The sequence below is a fragment of the Halomonas citrativorans genome (genome assembly GCF_900163645.1).
Classification (GTDB): Bacteria; Pseudomonadota; Gammaproteobacteria; order Pseudomonadales; family Halomonadaceae; genus Vreelandella; species Vreelandella citrativorans.
Map to the genome: position 1 here is coordinate 41,568 of NZ_FUKM01000058.1, position 25,005 is coordinate 66,572.

Annotated in this window: 21 protein-coding genes; 14 read left to right on the top strand and 7 right to left on the bottom strand. The window is 55.0% G+C overall.

Features of this window, described 5'->3' with window-relative positions:
• The first annotated feature begins 207 nt into the window (after positions 1-207).
• The 7 genes from CZ787_RS16890 to CZ787_RS16920 all read left to right on the top strand — a co-directional run bounded on the left by CZ787_RS16890 (position 208) and on the right by CZ787_RS16920 (position 9,973).
• Positions 208-1,908, top strand: coding sequence for a SulP family inorganic anion transporter (locus CZ787_RS16890; RefSeq protein WP_087111512.1), 1,701 nt, complete (start codon positions 208-210; stop codon positions 1,906-1,908).
• Between the two features lie 211 nt (positions 1,909-2,119).
• Positions 2,120-3,280 carry a TAXI family TRAP transporter solute-binding subunit gene (locus CZ787_RS16895; RefSeq protein WP_087111402.1) on the top strand — a complete coding sequence of 387 codons (1,161 nt, stop codon included), beginning with the start codon at positions 2,120-2,122 and terminating at the stop codon, positions 3,278-3,280.
• Between the two features lie 70 nt (positions 3,281-3,350).
• Positions 3,351-5,366 (top strand): TRAP transporter permease, encoded by a 2,016-nt coding sequence (locus tag CZ787_RS16900; protein ID WP_087111404.1) that lies wholly within the window; start codon positions 3,351-3,353, stop codon positions 5,364-5,366.
• A 76-nt stretch (positions 5,367-5,442) separates the two neighbouring features.
• Positions 5,443-6,858 (top strand): enoyl-CoA hydratase/isomerase family protein, encoded by a 1,416-nt coding sequence (locus tag CZ787_RS16905; protein WP_087111405.1) that lies wholly within the window; start codon positions 5,443-5,445, stop codon positions 6,856-6,858.
• Between the two features lie 2 nt (positions 6,859-6,860).
• The gene (locus tag CZ787_RS16910) at positions 6,861-8,054 is read left to right on the top strand and encodes an acyl-CoA dehydrogenase family protein (protein ID WP_087111407.1); all 1,194 of its coding nucleotides are present in this window, start codon (positions 6,861-6,863) and stop codon (positions 8,052-8,054) included.
• Positions 8,055-8,064: 10 nt separating this feature from the next.
• Entirely contained in the window at positions 8,065-9,183 is a 1,119-nt protein-coding gene (locus CZ787_RS16915) for an acyl-CoA dehydrogenase family protein (protein WP_087111409.1), read from the top strand.
• A gap of 10 nt (positions 9,184-9,193) precedes the next feature.
• Positions 9,194-9,973 (top strand): enoyl-CoA hydratase/isomerase family protein, encoded by a 780-nt coding sequence (locus tag CZ787_RS16920; RefSeq protein ID WP_087111412.1) that lies wholly within the window; start codon positions 9,194-9,196, stop codon positions 9,971-9,973.
• Here CZ787_RS16920 and CZ787_RS16925 read toward each other — a convergent pair.
• The 7 genes from CZ787_RS16925 to CZ787_RS16955 form a co-directional block, all read right to left on the bottom strand.
• Positions 9,955-10,914 (bottom strand): NAD(P)H-dependent flavin oxidoreductase, encoded by a 960-nt coding sequence (locus tag CZ787_RS16925; protein WP_087111414.1) that lies wholly within the window; start codon positions 10,912-10,914, stop codon positions 9,955-9,957. The two genes, CZ787_RS16920 and CZ787_RS16925, sit on opposite strands and share 19 nt — an antisense overlap.
• 76 nt (positions 10,915-10,990) lie before the next feature.
• Entirely contained in the window at positions 10,991-11,917 is a 927-nt protein-coding gene (locus CZ787_RS16930) for an electron transfer flavoprotein subunit alpha/FixB family protein (protein WP_087111416.1), read from the bottom strand.
• Between the two features lie 14 nt (positions 11,918-11,931).
• Positions 11,932-12,681, bottom strand: a complete 750-nt coding sequence (locus tag CZ787_RS16935) for an electron transfer flavoprotein subunit beta/FixA family protein (protein ID WP_087111418.1) — start codon at positions 12,679-12,681, stop codon at positions 11,932-11,934.
• Positions 12,682-12,844: 163 nt separating this feature from the next.
• Entirely contained in the window at positions 12,845-14,233 is a 1,389-nt protein-coding gene (locus tag CZ787_RS16940) for a hypothetical protein (protein ID WP_087111420.1), read from the bottom strand.
• On the bottom strand, positions 14,230-14,709 hold the full coding sequence (locus CZ787_RS16945) for a PaaI family thioesterase (RefSeq protein ID WP_087111422.1): 480 nt from the start codon (positions 14,707-14,709) through the stop codon (positions 14,230-14,232). Before CZ787_RS16945 ends, CZ787_RS16940 begins: the two co-directional genes overlap by 4 nt.
• Positions 14,706-16,325, bottom strand: coding sequence for a class I adenylate-forming enzyme family protein (locus tag CZ787_RS16950; RefSeq protein ID WP_087111425.1), 1,620 nt, complete (start codon positions 16,323-16,325; stop codon positions 14,706-14,708). Before CZ787_RS16950 ends, CZ787_RS16945 begins: the two co-directional genes overlap by 4 nt.
• Positions 16,325-17,476 carry an acyl-CoA dehydrogenase family protein gene (locus CZ787_RS16955; RefSeq protein ID WP_018916229.1) on the bottom strand — a complete coding sequence of 384 codons (1,152 nt, stop codon included), beginning with the start codon at positions 17,474-17,476 and terminating at the stop codon, positions 16,325-16,327. The genes CZ787_RS16950 and CZ787_RS16955 overlap by 1 nt, the downstream gene beginning before the upstream one ends.
• Positions 17,477-17,672: 196 nt before the next feature.
• On the opposite strand from CZ787_RS16955, the gene CZ787_RS16960 reads away from it, so the two are divergent.
• The 7 genes from CZ787_RS16960 to CZ787_RS16990 all read left to right on the top strand — a co-directional run bounded on the left by CZ787_RS16960 (position 17,673) and on the right by CZ787_RS16990 (position 25,005).
• A complete protein-coding gene (locus CZ787_RS16960) occupies positions 17,673-19,196 on the top strand; it encodes a 3-hydroxyacyl-CoA dehydrogenase (RefSeq protein WP_087111427.1) in 1,524 nt (507 codons plus the stop codon).
• Between the two features lie 76 nt (positions 19,197-19,272).
• On the top strand, positions 19,273-20,481 hold the full coding sequence (locus tag CZ787_RS16965) for a 3-oxoadipyl-CoA thiolase (protein ID WP_087111429.1): 1,209 nt from the start codon (positions 19,273-19,275) through the stop codon (positions 20,479-20,481).
• A 120-nt stretch (positions 20,482-20,601) separates the two neighbouring features.
• Positions 20,602-21,423 (top strand): IclR family transcriptional regulator, encoded by an 822-nt coding sequence (locus CZ787_RS16970; RefSeq protein WP_087111431.1) that lies wholly within the window; start codon positions 20,602-20,604, stop codon positions 21,421-21,423.
• Positions 21,424-21,503: 80 nt separating this feature from the next.
• Positions 21,504-22,616 carry an ABC transporter permease gene (locus tag CZ787_RS16975; protein WP_087111433.1) on the top strand — a complete coding sequence of 371 codons (1,113 nt, stop codon included), beginning with the start codon at positions 21,504-21,506 and terminating at the stop codon, positions 22,614-22,616.
• On the top strand, positions 22,613-23,452 hold the full coding sequence (locus tag CZ787_RS16980; RefSeq protein ID WP_087111435.1) for an ABC transporter ATP-binding protein: 840 nt from the start codon (positions 22,613-22,615) through the stop codon (positions 23,450-23,452). The genes CZ787_RS16975 and CZ787_RS16980 overlap by 4 nt, the downstream gene beginning before the upstream one ends.
• Before the next feature lie 3 nt (positions 23,453-23,455).
• Positions 23,456-24,397, top strand: coding sequence for an MlaD family protein (locus tag CZ787_RS16985; protein ID WP_087111437.1), 942 nt, complete (start codon positions 23,456-23,458; stop codon positions 24,395-24,397).
• Positions 24,394-25,005, top strand: a complete 612-nt coding sequence (locus CZ787_RS16990) for an ABC-type transport auxiliary lipoprotein family protein (protein ID WP_087111439.1) — start codon at positions 24,394-24,396, stop codon at positions 25,003-25,005. Before CZ787_RS16985 ends, CZ787_RS16990 begins: the two co-directional genes overlap by 4 nt.

The following is a 25,005-nucleotide window of genomic DNA, read 5'->3' on the forward strand; positions in this document are numbered from 1 at the left end:
GACAGCGGTAAGTAAAACGCCAAGAGGCGCCCAATTTTCTTAACGAGCTTAACGGGTTATGCTGATGAAATAAGTAACACTTTGGGGGAAGAGAGGTGGCTTATTTAAGAAGCCGAGCCGTAATTACTGGCATAACGCGTTAATATAAGGACTAATAAAAGAACCAACGGTTCTTAAAAACCATTGATGCCTGATGGCCCGGAGCCCATGTTTAAGCGTTATTTACCTATTCTCACTTGGCTACCGCACTATCATAGACGCCTACTGGGTGCTGATGTGCTAGCAGGGATCATTGTGACCATCATGGTCATTCCGCAATCGCTTGCTTATGCATTACTAGCGGGCCTGCCTGCCGTTGTCGGATTATATGCCAGCATTCTGCCGCAGCTTCTTTATACCCTGTTGGGTACAAGTCGCACGCTCGCCGTAGGGCCTGTTGCCATTATCGCGCTGATGACGGGTGCTGCACTCTCTTCAGTAGCGCAGCCAGACACTGACGCCTACTTACAGGCAGCCTTGGTACTTTCATTACTTTCTGGCGCTATATTAGTCATGATGGGCGCGCTACGGATGGGCTTTTTTAGCAACTTTTTAAGCCATCCGGTCATTTCTGGCTTTTTAACCGCCTCTGGAATACTCATTGCGGCAAGCCAGCTGGGAAGCATCTTAGGCGTCTCCAGTAGCGGCTTCACGCTCATTGAGCGTGTGATAACGCTACTCCCCAACCTGCCTCAATTTAACCCCTACACATTTGCGATTGGTACAGGCACGCTGGTATTTCTTATTGCCATGCGTCGCTATGGGAAGCAAACGTTTAGCGTACTGGGCCTTCCTGCCGCACTTACTGACTTAATCACCAAGGCGGGGCCTGTTTTTGCCGTCGTTACAACCACGTTCATTACCTGGCATTGGCAACTCACAGAGGCAGGCGTTGAGGTAGTAGGCGCTATTCCGAGCGGCTTACCAGCGCTTAGCTTTCCGTGGGCGGACGCCTCCTTATGGCGGACATTGTTGATTCCGGCACTGCTGATTAGCCTGGTGGGTTTTGTCGAGTCCGTGTCCATGGGTCAAATGCTGGCGGCAAAACGGCGCCAGCGCATCTCACCTAACCAGGAACTGATTGGCTTGGGAGCCGCCAATCTGGCAGCGGGTGTTACCAGTGGGATGCCGGTAACGGGGGGTCTTTCAAGGACGGTGATCAACTATGATGCCGGAGCCCAAACCCCAGCGGCCGGGGCGTTTGCCGCTCTGGGCATTGCACTTATCACCCTATCATTTACCGGCTGGCTTTATTACCTGCCCATTGCCACCCTTGCCGCCACCATTACGGTGGCTATTTTAACGCTGGTGGATATTCCCATGCTGCGTCAAACCTGGCGTTACTCGCGCAGCGATTTTTCTGCAATGGCCGTGACCATTTTATTAACGCTGGTCGAGGGGATTGAAGCCGGTATTGTGAGTGGTGTTACATTATCTATAGCGCTATTTCTTTACCGCACCAGCCGCCCACACAGTGCGCTAGTTGGCCGGGTACCGGACACCGAACATTTTCGTAATACCCACCGCCATAATGTAGAAACCATTAGCCATGTGGCACTGCTGCGTATCGATGAAAGCCTCTACTTTGCCAATGCTCGCTACCTGGAAGATACTGTTTATAACCTGGTGGCCAGTCATCCTGAACTTGAGCATGTGGTACTGATTTGTTCAGCGGTTAACCTGATTGACGCCTCTGCCTTGGAAAGTCTGGATGCCATCAATTCGCGGCTCAAAGATTCCAACGTCAAACTTCATTTATCGGAAGTGAAAGGTCCTGTCATGGACAAGCTTAAAAAGAGCGACTTTCTGGACGCTCTAACAGGTCGGGTTTTTTTGAGCACCTACGCGGCCTGGCGAGAGTTTTCGTAATTGACTTACTCTTCCAATCTTTTGAAAAGCCAGGTTTTTACCTGGCTTTTTGCATTTCAGATGAGTGTGTTTTTGGTCTGGATTGACAACAGCATTGACATTTCCCCATTAGCTTACCTACTATCACTTGACCACCAAGCAAAACCAAATACCGCACAGCAAAACACTAAGTAACCAAATGTAATTACAAACATAATAATGGAGCCTGCCAATGCGCCCTTTTGCCCATCGTCTTCTCATTACCGCCTTGCCACTTTCGTTGTTAAGTGCCGCTGTTGCCTACGCCAACGAGGTTGAATTGCCCTCCACCATGGCATGGACAGCCTACGGCACTAACTCAAGCGGTTACGCTCAAGCCGTGGCCATCGGCAATATGCTGCAAAACAAATACGACTCATCGGTGCGCATTCTGCCGGGAGACAACGATGTCTCGCGCATGACTCCGCTAAAGCAAGGGCGTGTTGACCTCTGTGCGTGCGGTATTGCCAGCTACTACGGCGCGGAAGGCGTGATGATGTTTGCCGATCGTGACTGGGGCCCTCAGCCACTGCGCGTGATTACCACGTCTACCGCCTCTTTTGGCCTTTCTCTGGCGGTGGCGGGTGATCTGGACGTTGAAACACCCGCCGACCTGGCGGGCAAACGCATTGCCTATATACGCGGCGATGATGCGCTCAATAAAGGCACTGAAGCGTACTTAGCGTTTGGCGGGCTTACCTGGGATGACGTTGAACGAGTTGATTACCCAGGCTACGGCCGCTCGTTTGATGGCATTATCGCCGGTGATGTAGATGCCTCATTTACCACTACCGTCACCCCGCCTGCCCAGCAGCTTGCCAGCAGCCCGCGCGGTATCAGTTGGCCGGTGCTCGACCCTAACGATGAAGCAGGCTGGGAGCGTATGGCGGCGGTGGCGCCTTATTTTCGTCCCCATGAAGCTACGTCAGGCGCAGGCGGTATCAGTGCTGACAACCCAGTGCCTAGCGCCAGCTATCCGTATCCTATCGTGGTGGCCAATCAAGATCTGGATGACAATGTTGCTTATGGTCTGATCAAAGCCATGCAGGAGGATTTTGACGACTACAAGGATAACGCCCCCGGTGCGCTTGGCTATGCCTTGGATCAGCAGGATCTTCAATGGGTAGTGCCGTTCCACGACGCCGTGGTGGAGTACTACAAAGAGGTCGATGTATGGACCGATGAAATGCAGGCGCACCAGGATAATCTGGTTGAGCGCCAGAACGTGCTGTTAGGCGCTTGGGAGAGTTTTATGCAGGATGCGCCCAGTGATGATGAGGCCTTTACTAGCGCATGGATGGAAGCCCGCGCCAGCGCATTGAGTGATGCCGGTTTCGAACCGATCTTCGAGTAATACGTCAGAAGGCGGCGCTCGCCGCCCTCTGCTGATTGACGGATCTTTCCATAACTCAAGATACCTCGCCATGACAACAGATACTGCTCCTGCCAATCATCAGCAGGTTAAAGAAAAGATCAGCCAAATCCGTGAGCTGCCCTCGGCACTGCGCTGGGTTCCCGCCACCGTGACCGTCATTTTGATGCTGATGACGTTGGATTTCCTTTTCAACCTGGGTTTACTTACCTTTGTCACAGGACTGGAAACGCAATTTTATTACGCCGTGGTCGCGCTTCTGCTTCCCTTGGTTTTTCTGCTTTGGCCCATACGTAGCAGCCAGCAGGAGCAGCCTATCCCGTGGTACGACTACCTGCTAAGTGCCGCAACGCTAATCGTGGGTGGCTACTTTGTTGTTAACGCGGTGCCCATTCTGGAGCGCGGCTGGGCGTTCGACGCTCCGGAACTGGCGATCTATGCAAGCTATGCCTACTGGCTATTGATCGTTGAAGCGGCCCGCCGGGCTGGCGGCTTACCCATCGCGATTATTGCGGGGGTGTTCTCACTTTATCCACTGGTGGCTGACATTGTCCCCGGGCCAATCCAGGCATTCCCATCCACTCTTGAACAAACCGCCATGTACCACACTATGAGTACCGAGAGCATCATGGGGGTACCACTACAGGCCTTCGCAGGTCTGGTAATCGGCTTTTTGGTATTTGGCGTTGTGCTGCAAAAAAGTGGTGGCGGCAAGTTTTTCATCAATCTGGCGTTTTCGCTGCTAGGCCATGTACGTGGCGGCCCGGCCAAAGTATCGATTTTCTCTAGTGGCCTGATGGGCTCCATGAGCGGTAGCGTCATCAGCAATGTACTCACTACCGGCGTTTTATCGATTCCTGCCATGCGGCGTATCGGCATGAGCCGCTCTTTTGCTGGTGGCGTTGAAGCCTGTGCCTCTACGGGCGGTGTGTTAATGCCCCCAGTAATGGGTGCCACCGCGTTTGTGATGGCGATGTTTCTGGATATTCCCTATTCGGCCGTCGCGCTTGCCGCCGTCATTCCCTCTATCCTTTACTTTTTAGGCCTATTTATTCAGATAGACGCCTACGCCGCACGCCATGATATCAAAGGCCTACCTGCCATTGAGCTGCCCTCGCTTAAGCAGACGCTTAAAGAGGGCTGGTACTTTATTTTCGTTTTCGCTTTGCTCGTCTGGATGCTGCTGGTCATGCAGCGCGAAGCCGTGGCGCCGTTCTACGCCACCGCCCTTCTGCTAGTGCTCAACCAGTTTTCCCAGCACAACCGCTGGGGCTGGAAGGACGTTACCGAGACGCTGTCATCGGCGGCCAAGCTGTTTGCCGAGCTGATTGCCATTCTGGCAGGCGTAGGCATGCTGGTCGGCGCACTTTCGATGACCGGTCTTTCCGGCACCATCGCGAATGATTTCATTAATATCGCCGGGGGCAGCGTGCCCTTGCTACTGATTATGGGCGCCGTTACCAGCTTTGTGCTCGGCATTGGCATGACCGTCACCGCGGCTTATATCTTCCTGGCGGTAGCTCTGGCCCCGGCCTTGATTCAGGGCGGCGGCCTGGACCCCATGGCAGTGCACATGTTCATCCTCTACTGGGGCATGCTGAGCTTTATTACACCGCCGGTAGCGCTGGGGGCGTTTGCTGCCGCCACCGTTGCCGGTGCCCGCCCGATGGAAACGGGCTTACAGGCAATGCGCCTGGGTAGCGTCATTTACTTTATTCCGTTCCTGTTCGTGCTTAACCCGGCGCTAATTATGCAGGGCACGCCGCTTACGGTCGTGGCCGTGTTTATCCAGGCGGTTATCGGCATCGTTTTGTTTGCCTCAGCAATGCAGGGCTATCTGATGGGCGTTGGTCGCCTGGGTTATGGCGCCCTGCAGGAGATCATTATTCGCAGTTTGATTCTTATCGCGGGGCTGTTGCTGGCATTACCCGGGGGTGGAATGGTGCCGCTGAGCCAATGGGAGCTAATCGGCCTGGCACTTGCCGCACTAGTGCCCGGCATTTTGTTGGCGCGCTTAAGCCAGCGGTATCATCATCGCTCTCACGCGCCGACGGCCATAGAGCCGTGATGCAGCCTACGATACGTCAACTCATGATTTACATTGATACTCACCAATGCCACTAAACCAAGCACGGGAGCAGGCCATGTCCGTTCATTATCAGCGCCACGGCGATATAGGCGTTATCCAAATTGCCAATCCACCGGTTAACGCCTTGGGTCAAGCTGTGCGCAGTGGCTTAATCAACGCGCTTGAAGAAGGCATCGCCGACGCAGAGGCTAAAGCGCTGGTGCTGCTAGCAGATGGGCGAACCTTTATTGCCGGGGCGGATATTCGCGAGTTTGGCAAGCCGCCTCAAGTGCCTCTTTTGCCGGATGTGATTGCTCAACTGGAAGCCTGCCCGAAACCCTTGATTGCGGCGCTACACGGCACAGCGCTCGGCGGCGGCTTGGAAGTAGCGCTGGGCTGCCACTACCGCACTGCACTGGAAGGCTCCCGCGTAGGGCTACCAGAAGTAAAGCTGGGCCTTCTGCCCGGCGCCGGAGGCACCCAGCGGCTGCCACGCTTAGTCGGCGTTGAGCGCGCGCTCGAGATGATTACTAGCGGGCGCTTCATTGAGGCTACAGAAGCGCTTGAGGCGGGTATCATTGATGACATTAGCACCGCCAAGACACCGCTTGAAGCGGGTTTGTCAGCGGCACAAGCGGTATTATGCGGCCAACAAACACCGCGTATTACCGGCGCCCTGCCTGCCCCTGAGAGCAACCCGCAAGCGATTACCGATACGCGTGAGCGCCTTACCCGGGAAACGCCTGAACTTTTCTCACCGTTTCGCATTGTTGAAGCAATCGAAGCCAGCGTAACGGCCGACTCGCTTCAAGCCGGGCTGCGCCGCGAGCGGGAGCTTTTTGTCGCCTGCATGGACTCACCCCAGCGTGCGGGGCTTATCCATCTATTTTTCGCCGCGCGCAGCCCGCACATTGTACCTGGGGTCGAAAATGCCAGTGCCTTTAGCCAAGTGGCACTGATCGGCGAGCACCCACTATTTGAGCGCTTGCAAAAAGCCGCCCAACGGGCCGGTATTCAGTTAACCGGCTCTGCTAATGAAAACACCGAGCTGTGCCTTATTGCGCCGAAAAGCAATGCGGACCACCCACTTCATATCACTACCATCACCCTTAACGAGATGGGCGCTCAAGGTGACGGCGACACCGCGTTAAGCCTGGTCGTTCCCCAAAGTGGTGATCTGGTGGAGCTGGTGAATCTAGGTGCTGAGCCGCTTACTCAGCAACGCGCCGCGCTTACACTCAAAGCCCTTCGGGCAAACGTAGTGGCCAGCCAGAAGCGCAGTCTGCTCAATACGCTCTACGAAGCGACTCAGCAAGCCCCAACCAGCGAAAAAAGCTCAGCGCTTGAACAGGCGAGCACCGACATTGCACAGCAGGCCTTTTGCTATCGCGAAAGCGATATCGATTTACTCGCGGTAGATGCGTTAGGCTACCCGCGTCACTTAGGTGGACCGCACCACCAGGCTGCGCTCTCAACGGCTAAGGACGTCTAATCATGAACCTTACCTTTAGCCATGAAGAGCAGGCATTTCGCGCTCAGGTTCGCCGCTTTCTAGCCGATGCGTTGCCCGGCGATATTCGTAAGCGCGTGCGTCTGGGGCGCCACCTGCGTGCCGATGATCATCTGCGTTGGCAGAACATTCTTAGCGCGCAGGGTTGGCTAGCCGCTAATTGGCCAACGGAGCACGGCGGCCCCGGCTGGGGGCCGGTCGAGCGGCATATATTCGATGAGGAGTGCGCCGCGGCTCATGCGCCGACGGTTGTGCCCTTCGGGGTTAACATGGTGGCCCCGGTTATCATGAAATTCGGCAGTCCTGAGCAGCAACAGCACTATCTGCCACGCATTTTGAACAACCAGGATTGGTGGTGTCAGGGCTACTCAGAGCCAGGCGCAGGCTCTGACCTGGCGGGCCTGAATACTCGCGCCGTACACGAAGGCGACCACTACATCGTTAACGGCCAGAAGACCTGGACCACGCTGGGCCAGCACGCCAACATGCTGTTTTGTCTGGTGCGCACCAACCCGGATGCCAAGAAACAGGCGGGCATCAGCTTTTTACTGATTGATATGCAGAGCCCAGGCATTACGGTGCGCCCGATCATTACCCTCGATGGTGCCCACGAGGTGAATGAAGTGTTTTTAGACAACGTCCGGGTACCGGTTGAAAACCGCGTGGGTGAAGAGGGCCAGGGATGGACCTGCGCCAAGTTTCTGCTCACCCATGAACGTACCGGTATTGCCGGGCTGGGTCACGCCAAGCAAGCACTGCTTCATTTAAAATCGCTGGCCAGCCGTATCGAACATCGCGGCAAGCCTTTGCTGGCGCTACCCAGCTTTCGTTTGCGGGTTGTTAAGGCAGAGCTTGAACTCATGGCACTGGAAGTCACCAACCTGCGCGTGATTGCTGCCGCCCGGGATGGCGGCGCACCCGGCGCGGAAAGCTCGCTACTCAAGGTACGCGGCTCGGAACTTCGCCAGGAGCTAAGCGAGCTGACTCGGCGTGCGCTTGGACCGGCGGCGCTGCCCTTCTTTCCTGATTTTCTTCACGGCGACGCATCGCTGGATGACGTCCACGCGCAAAGCGCTTCCGCCAGCGCGCAGTATTTTAATCGCCGCAAGCTATCGATTTATGGCGGCGCCAATGAAATACAAAAAAGTATCGTCGCCAAAACTATTCTAGAAATGTAAGGACGTCACCATGGATTTTGCTTTGACCGACGAGCAGCGCATGCTCGAAGAGACGCTCACCCGATTGGTGACTGATCAGGTTTCCCCCACACAGCGTCGCGCCATGCTGGATGCACCCTATCAAGAGCCTTCCACGCTTTGGCGTACCTTCGCAGAGCTTGGCCTGCTGCATATGCCTTTCAGCGAAGCAGAGGGCGGTTTAGGCGGCGATGGTACGGATCTCATGATTATCATGCAGGCGCTGGGCCATGGGCTGGTACCGGAAGCCTACCTGGCAGGTTTGTTGCTGCCAGGCCAGCTACTCGCCTTGACCTCAAACAGCGCTCAGCAAGCCCGCTGGTTGGCCCCACTCCTTGAGGGCAAACATCAATTGGCGCTCGCCTGGCAAGAGCAAAGCGCTCGGTACGATGCCTTTGCCGTATCTACCCAAGCCATAATGCACAGCGCTCAATGGCAGTTAACTGGCAGAAAAGATGTCGTGCTGAACCTGGAGGCCGCTGCCGCCTACTTGGTCACCGCTCGGCTGGAGAGCGGTACGTTAGGTCTATTCATCGTGCCTGCGGGCACGCCCGGCCTAGCTTGGCACCTCTACCGCACCATGGATGATCAGGCCGCCGGCGATCTGACCCTTGATGACGTTACGCTACCGCTTGAAAACTGCCTGAGTGATGATGTCAGTGAGGCGCTGGCCGACGTGCTTGCTCTGGGCCGCGCGGCGCTATGTGCTGATGCCATTGGGGCGATGGAGGAAGTCTGCGATCAAACCCTGGCCTATTTAAAGGATCGTAAGCAATTTGGGCTACCGCTCGCGACGTTCCAAGCGCTTCAGCACCGCATGGTCGATATGCACTTACACCTTGAGCAATCCCGCTCCATGGCGATTTTGGCTTGCACCAGCCTGTCACTGCCCGCTGATGAGCGGGACTATAAAATTGCCGCTGCCAAGGCGTATTGTGGCGAGTCAGCACGCTTTATTGCCGAGCAGGCGATTCAGCTCCACGGCGGTATGGGTATGACAGAAGAGTGCCATGTGGCTCACTATGCCAAGCACCTGGTCATGTTTGACCACTATCTGGGCGATAGCGACTACCATCTTGAGACGGTAAGTGGCCAGCTAAGCGTTGCTTAAGGAGCTTTGCATGGCAGATAACATTAGCCAATTGATTAGCCTCAATGCGGCTGAAAACGGCATCGTCGAAGTTGCTATCAACCGACCAGACGTTCGCAATGCGCTAAATGAGCCTACCGCTCTAGCACTTAACGAAGCACTCTCAAGCGTGGCACAGGATGACCGGGTGCGCTGCGTAATTCTTTACGGTGCAGGTAGTGCATTTTGCGCTGGCGCAGACCTTGCCGAGTTTGAAAAAGCAGCCTCCCAGCCGGCCAGCGAGCGGCTTGAGACGCTCTTTTTACCCGCTTTACGCACATTAATGACGATGGACAAGCCGGTGATTGCGGCAGTCAGTGGTGCCGCAGCAGGCATTGGTGTTTCCTATGTGCTCGCCAGTGATATGGTGGTCATGGGACGCTCGGCTTACCTTAAGCTCGCCTTTATCAATATTGGCTTGATTCCCGATGGCGGCGCCTGCTGGCATCTGGTGCGCCAGCTTGGCCATGCCGAGGCCTTTGAAATGGCTGCGCTGGCGACCCCCATTACTGCTGAACGCTGCATGGCGCTTGGCTTGGCCAATCGCGTTGTGGAAGATGATCAGGTGCTGGTGCAAGCCCGCGCGCTGGCGCAGGCATTGGTAAATCAATCCCCCAAAGCGTTAAGCGCAACCAAGCATGCACTGCGAGAAGCAGCGCAACATTCGCTTGGCGATACCATGAAATTAGAAGGGGAACTGCAGGATCAGTGCAAAGCATCCGATGATTTTCAAGCGCGTGTGGCGGCCTTTCGTCAAAGCCGCCGCAAATGAGCCAGCGCCTGCTGATAATCGCTGCGTAGCGTGGCCACTTCTTCGGCAACGCTATTAAGCGTAGTGATACTGCCCACGCCCTGCCCGGCTCCCCAAATATCACGCCACGCTTTTGATTTACTACTTCCACCTGAACCATAACGCATGGAGGCTTTATCGCCTTGAGGTAGCGCATCCGGGTCTAATCCTGCTTGCTCAATACTGGCGCGTAGGTAGTTACCGTGAACACCCGTAAATAAGTTGGTATACACAATATCCACCGCCGCCGAATCCAGCACCATCTGCTTATAAGCCGACGATGCACTCGCCTCCTGGGTGGCGATAAAGCGCGTGCCCATATATACCAAGTCCACGCCTAGCGCCTGGGCGGCGGCAATCTGCTTACCTTGAGTGATAGCCCCTGCCAGTACCAATGGGCCATCGTAAAAGCGGCGCACCTCGGCCACAAAAGCAAACGGATTGAGCCCGCCAGCATGCCCGCCTGCGCCGTGGCAAACCAAAATAAGACCATCGACGCCGGCATCAATCGCTTTTTTGGCGTGCCGTAGCGTGGTCACGTCATGAAACACCAGCCCTCCATAAGCGTGCACCTGCTCTACCACCCGGTTAGGGGCGTGGAGACTGGTAATCACCAGTGGCACCTTGAACTCGACACACAATGACACGTCGTGCTCTAAGCGGTCATTCGTGGGATGTACGATCTGATTAACCGCAAAGGGCGCGGAGGGACATTCGGGATGACGCTTATCATAGTCGGCTAGGGCTTGAGTGATCTGTTCGAGCCATTCCCTGAGCGTTTCAGCGGGCCGGGCGTTTAGGGCCGGAAAAGCCCCGATAATGCCAGCCTGACACTGGGCAATAACCAGTTCTGGCCCAGAGACAATAAACATTGGAGAGCCGATCACCGGCAGAGTTAACGAAGCGGTTAAGCGCGTTAGCATGGGCAACTCGCTGGTTATTTTTATGAGGCCGTTAGCGCAAGAAGGCCCCTAGGGGGGCCTTCTTGCGCCTGATGACTTACAGCTTGCTCTCAAGCTCGGGCAAGATCTCGAACAGATCACCCACCAGGCCATAGTCGGCCACCTGGAAAATTGGCGCTTCGTCGTCCTTGTTGATCGCGACGATCACCTTGGAGTCCTTCATGCCCGCCAGGTGCTGGATGGCGCCGGAGATTCCCACCGCAATGTACAGGTCCGGCGCGACGATTTTGCCGGTTTGACCGACCTGCATATCGTTGGGTACAAAGCCTGCGTCCACCACGGCGCGTGAGGCACCTACCGCCGCGCCCAGCTTGTCGGCAATCCCGTTGAGCAGCTTGAAGTTATCGCCGTTGCCCATGCCGCGACCACCGGAGATCACTACCTTGGCACCGCCAAGTTCCGGGCGGTCGGACTGCGCCAGTTCTTCTTTTACAAAGCTCGACTGGGTGTTCTCGATCACCACGTCGACGGCTTCCACCGTGGCGCTACCGCTGTCGCCGACCGCATCAAACGCGGTGGTGCGTACGGTCAGCACTTTGAGGGTGTCGTCGCTTTTCACCGTGGCGATGGCGTTGCCCGCGTAGATCGAGCGCTTGAAGGTATCGGCGCTTTCCACGGCAATCACGTCAGACAGCTGGCTGACATCTTTCAGGGCTGCCAAGCGCGGCAGGACGTTTTTGCCTGTGGTGGAGGCGCTGGCCAGTACGTGAGTGTAATCCCCCACCAGTTCGACCAGCAAGGCGCCCATGGGCTCGGCGAGCTGGTGGGCGTAGACGGCGTTATCCGCCACACGCACTTTGTTGACGCCGTCCAGCTTGGCGGCCGCGTCGGGGGCGGCTTGAACGCCTTCCCCGGCGATCAGCACATCAATATCGCCACCGATCGCGTGTGCAGCCGCTACGACGTGGGCGGTCGCGCCCGCCAACTGGCCTTCATGGAGATCGGCAAGTACCAGAATGCTCATGCGTTCGACTCCTCTTAAAGCACCTTGGCTTCGTTTTTAAGTTTATCGATCAGTTCGTCCACGGAGGCGACCTTGACGCCTCCTTTCCGCTCGGCCGGGGATTCCACCTTGAGCAGGCTAACCTTGGACGCCACCTCGACGCCGTAATCGGCGGGGGTTTTGACGTCCATGGGCTTCTTCTTGGCCTTCATGATGTCCGGCAACTTGGCGTAGCGCGGCTCGTTCAAGCGCAGGTCGGTGGTTACGATCGCCGGGAGCGTCAGCGCAATCGTTTGCAGGCCGCCATCGATTTCACGGGTAACGTTAACCTTGTCACCGTCCACGGCCACTTCCGAGGCAAAGGTGCCCTGGGGCAGATTGGTCAGCGCAGCGAGCATCTGGCCGGTCTGGTTATTGTCGGTATCGATCGCCTGTTTCCCCAGAATCACCAGGCCAGGCTGCTCGTCATCGACGACTTTGGCCAGCAGTTTGGCGACAGCCAGCGACTCGGCCCGCTCGTCGGTTTCAATATGCAGGGCACGGTCGGCGCCCAGCGCCAGCGCGGTACGCAGCTGTTCCTGAGCGGCCTTGGGGCCAATGCTGACGGCGACGACTTCTGTGGCCACGCCCTTCTCTTTCAGGCGCACGGCTTCTTCCACGGCAATTTCGCAGAAGGGGTTCATGGCCATTTTGACATTGGTAAGGTCCACGTCGGAGTGATCTGCTTTGACGCGGATTTTGACGTTATAATCGATGACGCGTTTAACCGCGACGAGAATTTTCATATCACATGCTCTCTTTGATCAGCCCAAGTACGTTGAGTTAGTTGCTTGTTCAACGTTTCAAACGCAGATGATTTTATTTTGCATAGCAAAACACTATTTCACTATATTAAAACACCTTAAAAAAACGCTCGCGATAAATCAAGCGTTCCTGCCTTCGGTGTCATTAAAACGGCGACCATAAAAACCAGGCCGCCAACAGGGGAATACACGCCGCTAGAAACTTTCCATTCCAACGATAGCCGATCAGCTTGGCGGGCACGCCGGTGAACCTTGATAAAATCAACATGGAAGCGGTCATTGGCGAGGACATCAGTGCCAGTGCCCAGCCCACCATTAATGAGGCACCGATCAGGGTGGGCGAAAGACCTTCTATCATTAACGGCGGCAGCAAGCCCAGCAATAGCGTAACCGTGACGATGGGATTGACGCCGACCTGGGCTAATCCGATGACCATGAGCATGGCTAGTACGGCGTTAAACGCTCCCCACTGATCGAGTACGCCCAACAGAGGCGTAAGTTGCTGGACATCCACCAAACCGACGCACAAATGCCCTAAATAGCCTGCCGCGCCCAGTACCACGATTTCATTAGCACTGGGCGAAAGCAGCCAAGGCAGCTGTCGATGCAGCGTATTAAACGCACCGGGCAACCCCATATAACCTAGCCGACGACGCTGCCATGCAAGCCAGATAACCGCTGCTAGCGGCGCGCCTAACAGCGCCGCAATGGGTAAGCGCAATTCGCACAGCCAGGCAATTGAGAAGACCAGCGTCACAATAGCCATCAATAGCCCACTAAACTGAACCATTGGCCGTAACGAAGGTGATACAGGCTTGGGTTGATTGGCGGGAGGATGGGGCCCGGTAAAAAAATCGACGGCCCAGCCGACAAGAAATATCAGCGCGGCCGCTCCCAAAATATACGGCGCAAGCCCAAGCCAGGTAATTTGCGGCAGACTTGAGAGCACAACGGCAACGCCAATTCCCATAGGAGAAATCAGCGGCGCCAACGCAAATCCACGTAACAACCCAAGCATCATGCGGCGTTGACGTGCCTGCTGAACCCATACGCGCCCTTGCGCCGCTTCCAGGGTGTTACTCTTTTCAATCATCGATGCAAACAGATTCAGCACGCCAATATTCAAAATAATGCCGAATAGTGCCGAACCTAGCGATAATATGGGGTAACGCCGACTGGGTGGCTGCAGCAACATACTCTGCCCACAACGGCGCACTAAACGTGAACGATAAGCAGGTAGCCGGAGCATACTGAGCGCCACCACAAAGGTGGCAAAGAATGCGAAACGCCCTCCGGCGTCAAAAAGCAGCTGAGCGGGGGCAGGCGAGCGCCAAAGAGTCAACAGGCTTACCCCACCGGCTACCCAGAGCAACCCTTTGGCCATCGTTGTAAGCTGCCCGCCAAGGGTCAGTAGATATAGCAGTAGCGCGCTAATTCCCAGTGCTTCGAACAGGCGGCTACCGAGCACCAGATGGATAAGCGTTGCTGAGGTTACTACTAGCAGAAAAGATACCCGCAGCCGGGCTGGGCTCACTCGTGGCGCTCCCCAGCCAGCGGGTCTGGCATCCCTTCAGGCGACTCGCTACCGCTGCGCCGACGAAATGCGCCCTCCCCGATGGCAACCAGGTTTCCCTGTGAATCCTTGATTTCACCGTTCGACATATACGTCTTTTGCCCGCCGCCGCGTAGCGTGCCTATCGCTTGAATCACCCCTTCGCGGGCAGGCCCTACAAAGCTGGTCGTTAGCGAGAGCGTCATGCCGCGGCGAATATTGCCGGGTACGCTGCAGTGCAGGCCAGCAAGGCTTAAGGCACTATCTAACATTGAGGCCAATACGCCACCGTGAACATTGCCGCTGCGATTAAGGTGCTGGGGCTCGATGGCAAGTTCGACCACGGCGCGGCCTTCCTGCCACTCCACCACCTGCATTCCCAGCAATTCGTGATACCCCATAAGCGCCTCCTGCGGCGCGTTACCGGTTGGCGACGCAGCGCTTGATGATTGACTCATGAGCGACTCTCCTGCTGGCCTAAATCACGTTGTTGGGCTAAATCGCGAAGCCGCCCTTTAAGAATTTTGCCGCTAGCCGTAGAAGGCAGCGCGTCCATTAATACAATTTGGGTCGGTCGTTTATAGGGCGCCAGCCGCTCGGCAATAAATGCCTTGAGCTCCGCCATATCGACCTCAATGCCCGCCTCGCACTGCACAAACGCCACCACCTCTTCATTACCCGCGATTTGGCGCCCCACCACGGCGGTTAGCGTGACCGCCGGGTGCTCGTTGATGACCGCCTCCACGTCCGGCGGGTAAATATTAAACCCCGAGCGAATGATCAGCTCTTTACTGCGCCCCACGATATACAGCTGGTTCTCGGCGCCAAGCCGGGCAATGTCTCCCGTATTAAGCCAGCCATCTTCACTTAACGTCGCGCGGGTAGCTTCCGGCTGACGAAAGTAGCCTTTCATGATATTGGGGCCGCGCACCCACAGTTCGCCAACCTCGTCGCCAGTCGGCTCGTCGGTGCCGCTGTCGCTCAGCGGCTCAAGGCGATATTCCAGAAGCGGCAATACCCGGCCAACCGTACTGCTGGCATAGCGATCATCAATGCGCGTTTGGCTAATAGTGGGGCTAGCCTCGGTTAATCCGTAACCGTTATGCAGCGTCAGACCAAAAGCCGCTTCTACACGTACTTTGGTGTCGCTATCCAGCGGTGAACCGCCGGCGGAAATATAGATTAGCTCAGGTGCTTCCAGGGAGCGCTGTTCGCGCTTTAAAAACTCCAGCGCACGGGCATACATGGCGGGCACGCCCTGAAGAACGGTAATCCGTTCCTGCTTTAGCGCGGCCAGCAGTTGGGCGGCGTCAAACCGGGGCACGGTATACAGGCAGGCACCGTTATAGAGAGAGCCCATACACACCGATGAAAGACCAAACACATGCGACATGGGCAACACGCCATAAACACGCTGGCCTTGACTTAAATGGCGCATGCCGCCTGAAATCGAGGCGATATACAGGATGCCCCGGTGAGTCAACATGACGCCCTTGGGCGTGCCCGTCGTTCCCGAGGTGTAGATCATCGCCGCGACCTGTTCAGCCCCACTGGCGCTTACCGGCTCGGGGTCGCTCTCGTACAAAGGCGAGATAGCCAACTCACCCCATTGCGGATGCTGATTGCGCTCAGCCATGTGGCGCTCGGCATGCTGGGCGGCCTCGGGAGACGCTTCACAGGTGTAAAACACCCGCCGAGGCGAACAGTTAACCTGAATCAGGTCAACTTCCTGCGCCGAGAGGCGTGAATTGACAATGGCTAACCACACATCCATTTCGCTGGCCGCGAGAAGCAATACCACCAGGGCACGACAGTTCTCACTCACCGTCATGATACGGTCGCCAGGCCGAATACCCAGCGTTTTTAGCCAGTGGCAGGCGGCGAGTATTTCCTGACCCAGCTCAGCGTAACTCCAGCGCACCTGGCCATCCACAATGGCTGGCTGGTCGCCAAGACGCTGCGCGTTTTCAAGCACGCGCGTACTGAGCCGTTCAGGAAGCTCAGTCACCAGTTCGCTTGCCCAGCGTCCAAAAATCTCCTCATCCTGAGCTTGGTAGGCAACCGACAAAGTCATTAGGACGCCTCCCGCACCATATTGCGCGCAATGACGATTTGCTGAATCTGCGTGGTTCCTTCATAGATACGGAACAGCCGCACATCCCGGTAAAAGCGTTCTACCGCATACTCCGACATGTAGCCAGCACCGCCATGAACCTGCACCGCGCGATCGGCGACCCGGCCAACCATTTCAGCACAGAACAGTTTGCAGCATGAAGCAAGCGTGGAGACGTTTTCACCGTCGTCCTTGCGGCGTGCGGCATCCATCACCATGGTTCTTCCCGCGTAGGCTTCGGTTTTACTATCGGCCAGCATCGCCTGGATCAGCTGGTGCTCGGCAAGCGCGGCGCCAAACTGCTTGCGCTCCATCGTGTAGCGTAACGACTCTTCCACTAGGCGTTCTGCTACGCCGACACATACCGCTGAAATATGTAGCCGGCCTCTATCCAGCACCTTCATGGCCGTTTTAAACCCTTGGCCCTCTTTGCCGCCAATAATGTTCTCGGCGGGCACTCGGCAATTATCAAAAATGATATCGCAGGTATGCGCGCCCTTTTGGCCCATCTTATTATCGGCCGGGCCGCGGATTAGCCCAGGGGTGTCACCTTCAACGATGAACGCAGAAATCCCCCCGGCTCCTTTATTGGCCGGGTCTGTGCGCGCCATCACGGTAAACAGGTCAGCTTCTGGGCCATTGGTGATATAGCGCTTGGTGCCATTTAAAATGTAGTGGTCACCATCGCGTACCGCCGTTGTGCGTAGGCTGGCCGCATCGGAGCCGGAGTCTGGCTCGGTAAGACAAAACGAGCTCAAGATTTCACCGGTAGCCAAGCGCGGTACATACTTGGCTTTTTGCTCCTCAGTGCCATCAATCAAAATGCCCTGGGCACCAATACCGTTATTGGTCCCGAATACCGAGCGGAAGGCAGGCGAGGTTTTACCAATTTCCATGGCCACCAACGCCTCTTCTTCCATAGTAAGCCCCAGGCCGCCGTACTCTTCGGGGATGGATAAGCCAAACAACCCCATTTCTTTCATTTCCGCCAGAAGCTCAGCAGGCACTGCATCCTCTTCAGCCAAGCGCGTTTCATTAGGAATTAACCGTTCGCGAACAAAGCGAGAAATGGTATCAACAAGTTGATTGAGCAATTCAGTATCACGAATCATGATGGCTCCTGGCGTGAATAATCGGTTTTAATATTTTTAGACTGAGATAAGTGAATTAACCTATTAGATTCTGCCTAGCGGAATTAACGTTCACTTTTCTTGTCAGGCACTTTTGCATAGCCTAGGATGGCAGTCAATAAACGAAACGCCATTCTGCAATGCAGAACAAAATAAATTCAAAGCAAGGATTTAGTACATGGCTAACGAATCAACATCGCTCCCCTTCACCACGCTTGGCATTGTTGGCACCGGCGCCATGGGGCGTGGAATTGCCCAATTAGCCGCTCAGGCAGGCCTTGACGTCATGCTTTTTGACGTCAAAGAAGGTGCCGTAAAAGAGGCGCAAACCTTCATTAATGGCCTGTGGCAGAGAAGCGCTGACAAGCAGCGCATCACTCCCGAGCAAGCGCAGCAATATAGTCAGCGCTTGAGCGAGGCAAACGAGCTGGCCGCCCTCGCCTCCTGCGATATCGTGGTCGAAGCGATTGTTGAGAAGCTGGAAGCCAAACAGGGGCTGTTCAGCGATCTAGAAGAAATTGTGAGCCAGCAGGCAGTGCTGGCAACGAACACCTCATCGCTTTCCGTAACGGCTATTGCGGCGGCGTGTCAGCACCCAGAGCGGGTCATCGGCTTTCACTTCTTTAACCCTGTTCCGCTGATGAAAATCGTGGAGGTGATTCCTGGCCTGCGCACGGCCAGCGATGTTACCCAGCGAGTCAATGCATTGGGTGACACCATGGGGCACTTTACGGCTCAGACAACCGATACGCCTGGATTTTTGGTCAACCACGCCGGCCGCGCCTTCGGCACTGAAGCACTTAAAATTCTGGGTGAAAGCGTCACCGAGGCGGCGACTATCGACCGTATCATGGTCGACCAGGGCGGTTTTCGTATGGGGCCTTTCACGTTGCTCGATTTAACGGGGCTGGATGTCTCCCATGCAGTAATGGAGTCGATCTATCACCAATATTATGAAGAGGCGCGCTTTCGCCCTTCACCGTTAACGCGTCAACGCTTGGCCGCGGGCCTGCTGGGCCGTAAAGCCGGCGAAGGCTTTTACCGTTACACTGAAGGCCAGCAGCAAATGCCGGATGAGCCGGTCATTGCGTCAGTATCTCCCTGCCCGGTATGGATCAGCCAAGACGACCCCGATAGCGCTGCCGCACTTAGCGAGCTGGTAAAAGCGGCTGGCTGGCCTTTAGAAGCCGGTACGCAACCCACGGGAAAAGCGCTCTGCCTGCTGACCCCACTGGGCGAAGATGCCACCAGCTGTGCGCTTCGCCAGGGTCTAGATGCCAAACAGTGCGTCGCGATAGATATGCTGGCAGGCCTTCAAAAGCGCCGCAGTTTGATGACTACGCCGCTGACCGATACTGCCTTCGCTCAAGCAGCTGCCAGCTTACTCAACCATGACAGTACGCCGGTGAGCACGCTGCAGGACAGCAATGGCTTTGTGCTCCAGCGTATTATTGCCTGTATCGTCAATGTAGGCGCCGACATTGCCCAGCAGGGAGTTGCCGACCCAGCCACTATCAACCGGGCGGTAGAGCTTGGCTTGGGCTACCCGTTCGGCCCGCTACGAATGGGCGACCATTACGGACCGACACGTATTATGACGATACTCACCAACCTGTTGGATGCGACCGGCGACCCCCGTTACCGCCCTAGCCCGTGGTTGCGCCGCCGCGCCGCCCTGCATATATCGCTTACTAAAGCCTAATGCGTACCAGCACCCTCGCTCAGAACAACCGTTTTCATGACAGCTATCGGCCATAAGAATAATCGGGAGAATCATTATGCAAGACGCCTATATTTATGATGGTTTACGTACACCTTTTGGGCGGCATGGCGGTAGCCTAGCGGCTATTCGCCCGGATGAACTGCTGGGCTTGACGCTGAAAGCTCTGGTCGCCCGCAATCCTTTCGCCCTTGAAAGCTATGAAGAGGTATTGGCAGGCTGCACTAACCAGGCAGGCGAGGATTCCCGTAATATCGCTCGTCATGGAGCACTGCTGGCGGGCCTGCCTATCGAAGTGGCGGGGCAAACGGTCAACCGCCTTTGCGGCAGTGGTTTGGCAGCGATGATGGATGCCGCCCGTGCGGCCCGGCTGAGTGAGGGCGAGCTATTTCTAGCCGGTGGCGTGGAGTCCATGTCCCGCGCGCCCTATGTGCTCGGCAAGGCAGACTCCGCGTTTGCCCGCAACCAGCCGCTGTACGATACGGTGATCGGCTCACGCTTCCCCAACCCGTGGATTGCTAACGAGTACGGCAGCCACAGCATGCCTGAAACGGCTGACAATATTGCCCATGACCTGAACATTAGCCGTGAGGCAAGCGATGCCTTTGCGGCTCGTTCTCAAACCCGCTACGCCCAAGCACTAGCCGCGGGTTTTTACGACGCTGAGATGATTGGCGTTGAGGTCCCTCAGGGGCGTAAACAGCCGCCATTATTAGTTGATAAAGATGAGCACCCACGCCCGCAAAGCACCGCAGACAAGCTTACCAAGCTAAATGCCCTGTTTGAGGGTGGCGTAGTGACGGCGGGGAATGCTTCCGGCCTTAACGATGGTGCTGCTGCGTTAATTGTTGGCACATTAGCGGCTGGCGAACGAGTAGGTTTGCGCGCCCGTGCGCGTATTGTGGCGAGTGCTGTCGGCGGCGTTGCACCGCGCGTCATGGGCTTAGGCCCCGTGCCTGCTTCACAAAAGGCCTTAAACCGAGCTGGGCTTACGCTTGAGCAAATGGATGTCATTGAGATCAATGAGGCGTTTGCCGTTCAAGTGCTGGGTTGCGTACAGCAATTAGGGCTATCAGTTGACGACCCACGCTTAAATGCTAACGGTGGAGCCATTGCAATCGGCCATCCATTAGGTGCTTCAGGCGCACGCCTGGCTCTGACTGCATTGCGTCAGCTGGAGGCAACGGGAGGGCGTTACGCCCTGGTGACGATGTGTATTGGGGTTGGCCAGGGTATTGCGACCATTATCGAGAGGCTCAACCCCTAGCCCCTCTTGGCGAATCCAATACCGCTAGCGCCTAGGTCGTTTCGTTGATAGCGCTTTGTATGGTTATTAAGCACTTATGCGATACTTGCCGCTATAAGACATTCTCTGCTGGAATTATTAATGACCGCTATCGACAATACTACTGATGACCCGCAGATACCGGGAAAAGATCGCAATTTCGTTACTGCATTGGCACGCGGATTAGAGCTAATGCGCGCCTTCGGCAATGGCGAGGAATACCTGGGTAATGCCGAGCTGTCCAATCGAACAGGGATTCCACGTCCCACGGTTTCACGCTTGACCTATACCTTAACCCAGCTAGGTTATTTGCAGCATAATACTCACCTGGAGAAATACCGCTTAGGCCCCGGTGTACTGGCGCTGGGATATCGCTTTCTGGCCAATATGGGCATTCGTGAAGTCGCCCGTCCGCATTTGCAAAAATTTGCCGATGCCACGGATTGTAACGTGAGCCTGGGCGGCGCTGACCGTAGCGATATGGTTTACCTGGAGACGTGCCACGGTAGCGGTCCTTTAATCATTCGCTTGGACGTTGGTTCACGCTTGCCAATAGCCACCTCGGCAATCGGCCGCGCTTGGCTATGCGGCCTGCCTGAAACCCGCCGCCAACAGCTTCTTAAAGAGCTGGCGGAATTCCATGGTAAAGAGTGGCCTGCTCTGGAAGCATCCATTAAGCAAAGCATGGAAGATTATGCCCATTACGGATTTTGCTTATCCGAGCAGGACTGGCAACGTGATATCAGTGCCGTGGCGATGCCTCTTATATTAGAAGATGGCGCTGAAGTCATGGCAATCAACTGTGGGGGCTCAAGCCTACGCTTGGATCGCGACCGATTGGTTAATAATTTAGGCCCCCGGCTTAAAGAAGTCGCTGCTCAAATCAAGCAAGAATTAGCGCCAAAATATCGCTTAATGCGCTGAGTATACTTTATCAGACTTCCCCTAACGATTGTTTGAATGCATCATAGGCTCTAAACGTAGTGCAGCGTACAGGAGCAGAGATGCCAAGCGAATGGATTACGCGACAGGGTGAAAAGCTCGTATTAAAGGGTGAGTGGACACTCGCCCATTACCAAAAACTTAAAGATGCTTCCGCCCCTTATTCAAAAACGCAACCAAACGATATATCCCTGACCGGTATTGAGCGCCTGGATACCGCAGGAGCCGCTGTCATTGTTGGCATGATCGGTATTGAAAAGTCTCGCGCAATAAGCGATTGGGCAGGCGAACTGCCCCAGGAACAACAAGCGCTTTTAAAGCGTATCGCTGAAGCGATGGATGCCCCGATAGAAGCCGTGCAGCATAGCTCCAACCGTCTCACTGATGCGCTGGCAAGTATTGGGGAGCACATGGCGGGGTTATGGTCGCAGCAGCGCCAGTTGCTGGCCTTCATCGGGCTCGTCATCGCGACACTGGTACAGGTCGTTTTTAAACCAAAACGTTGGCGAATAACTGCCACCGTCGCCCAAATACAGCAAAGCGGTCTTAATGCCGTTCCCATTGTTGCGTTGCTAACCTTCATGGTGGGTGCGGTCGTTGCTTTTCTGGGTGCCACCGTTCTCGAACAATTTGGCGCGACTGTTTATACCATTGACCTGGTGGCATTTTCATTTCTACGTGAATTTGGCGTTTTGTTGGCAGCGATTTTATTGGCAGGCCGAACTGCCAGTGCATTTACGGCTCAGTTAGGGTCGATGAAATCCAATGAAGAAATTGACGCGCTACAGACGCAGGGGCTAGACCCTATTGAGTTATTAGTGCTGCCCCGGATCATAGCGCTTCTCGTTAGCCTGCCTCTGCTTACCTTTATAGGAATGATGTGTGGCTTAATGGGAGGCGCGCTCGTCGCAGTGCTCTCTTTGGATATATCAACGGGGCAATTTCTTTACATACTGCAAAAAGATGTCGCATTGAATAATTTCCTGGTAGGGATGAGCAAGGCTCCCATATTCGCCTTTGTTATTGCCGTCATTGGTTGTTTGGAAGGCTTCAAAGTTAGTGGTAGCGCGCAATCAGTAGGTTCTCATACCACGTCCAGTGTCGTGCAATGTATTTTCATGGTTATTTTGATTGATGCACTTGCCGCCCTGTTCTTTATGGAGATGGGCTGGTGAGCAAATCTACTGACTCCTCAAACCAATCACCAAGCCATTCGTCTGGACAACCGGTGATTGAAGTTCGCGGTCTGGAAAACCGTTTTGGTAACCACGTCGTCCATGAATCGCTGGACCTTGATCTACTCGACGGCGAGATTCTCGGAATCGTGGGCGGATCAGGTACGGGAAAATCTGTCCTTTTGCGCAGTATCGTGGGTTTAAAACGCCCCAATGCAGGCAAAATTAATGTGTTGGGCAATGATCTTAACCAGCTAAGCAGCAAGGAGCGCAGCCAGGTTGAGCGACGCTTTGGCGTGCTTTTTCAACAAGGCGCCCTGTTTAGCTCGCTTAGCTTACAAGAGAATGTGGCGCTGCCCATTATTGAGCATGCCAAATTACCACGAGAAGATGCGGAATACCTGGCGCGAGTAAAACTCTCGCTCGTGGGGCTTGAGCCCGAAGCTGCATTGCAGTATCCAGAGTCGCTCTCTGGGGGCATGATTAAGCGTGCCGCCTTGGCTCGCGCACTAGCGTTAGACCCTGACATTCTGTTTCTTGATGAACCTACTGCAGGCTTGGATCCTATTGGCGCCGCTGCGTTTGACCAATTGCTGGTCACTTTACGTAATGCGCTCGGTTTTAGCGTTTTCCTGGTAACACACGACTTGGATACACTTTATGCGGCTTGCGATAGAGTGGCCGTACTTTCTCAGAAACGTGTTTTAGTAACGGATACCATTCAAAATGTTGCCCGGACGGATGATGAATGGGTCCAGAACTACTTTAACGGGCCTCGTGGCAGAGCCGCCAACAAGACCGCCCACTCAAATGATCGTCAGCTAAGGAGTGAGTAGCACATGGAAACACGCGCTCATCACGTTTTAATTGGTTTATTTACAGTAATAACGGCGGCAGCGGCTCTGCTATTTACGCTCTGGATCAGCCATTCAGCGGGTCAGCGCGACTATCAAACGTACCGTGTCTTGTTTGAACGCAGCGTTAGCGGGCTGACAGTAGGAAGTGCAGTGCAATATAACGGCATCAGAGTAGGCGATGTAACAGCACTGAACCTAAACCCGGAAGATCCTCGTCAGGTTATTGCCAAAATTCGTGTCGAAAAAGAAACACCCGTCAAAGAAGATACCCACGCGCAACTAGCGTTTGCGAGTATTACTGGCAGCATGTCGATACAGCTCTATGGTGGAACACCGGATAGTCCTGCATTAATTGATCATGCGGGTGATGAAATACCTATCATTCATGCAGACCCCTCCCCGCTCTCCACTTTTTTAGAAGAGGGTAAAGAAGTGGTTGATAACATTAACTCAATTTTGGCCAATGTTAATAACCTCTTCGATGACAGTAATCGCCAGAATGCAAGTAACGTACTGACGAATATAGAACAAATTACCGAAATGATAGCGTCACAGCGTGAAGCGTTTGAAGAGAACTTAGCCCTATTAGGCACTGCATCACGCCAAGCGACCACCACGATGGCAAGCATTAATGTACTGAGCGAGCAAGTTACCCAGCTGCTCGAACAAGATGGACAAAACGTTATGCAAAATGCTGCCAATGCCAGCCAGGATATCGCCCGCGCAGCGCAGCGGATGGAGCAGCTGATAGAGCAAAATGCTGGCGCAGTTGATAGTACGTTGCAAGGCACCCGCGATATTGGCCCTGCGCTTTCTTCACTGCGTTCAACGCTTAACTCATTGGATCGTATCGCCCGTGAGCTGGATGAAAACCCAATTGAATTCTTGTTGGGTCGGGACCAGATAAAGGAATTTAGCCCATGAACTTACGCCCTGTTTTTGCCGTACTCATTGTATCAGTACTCTTGTTGAGCGCTGGGTGCTCCATCGTCCCTAAAAACGATCCGGCGACGCTTTATCGCCTACCCTCCACTAACGTGCCTGGCATAAACATGCCCTCCAATGCGGCGACTGAAACATTGGGCATTGCTACACCAGAAGCCGGATATCTGCTGAGCGGTAATCGCATAGTGGTCTATCCGGAAAAAAATATCGTTAATGTGTATGAAGGCGCTCGCTGGTATGAAGATACCCCCGCTCTCGTTCAATCACGGTTAATAGAAGGTTTGCAGCAAAGTCAGCTCTTTGGCAATGTCGGAACCGATCAACTGCCCTCTCAGCTGCAGCTACTTAGCTCACTGCGTAGTTTTCAAAGTGAGTATGAAAATGGGCGCCCTAATGCCGTTATTCAGCTCGATGTCCAGCTTGTAACCACCCATGACCGAATGCCTATTGCTTATCGCACTTTTACCACGACCAGCCAGGCAGCCGATGTTGATATATCTTCAGTGGTCGACGCCTTTGGCCACGCAAGCGACACACTGGTTGAACAACTGATCACATGGCTGCAAGCCAACAGGTCTTCTTTTTAG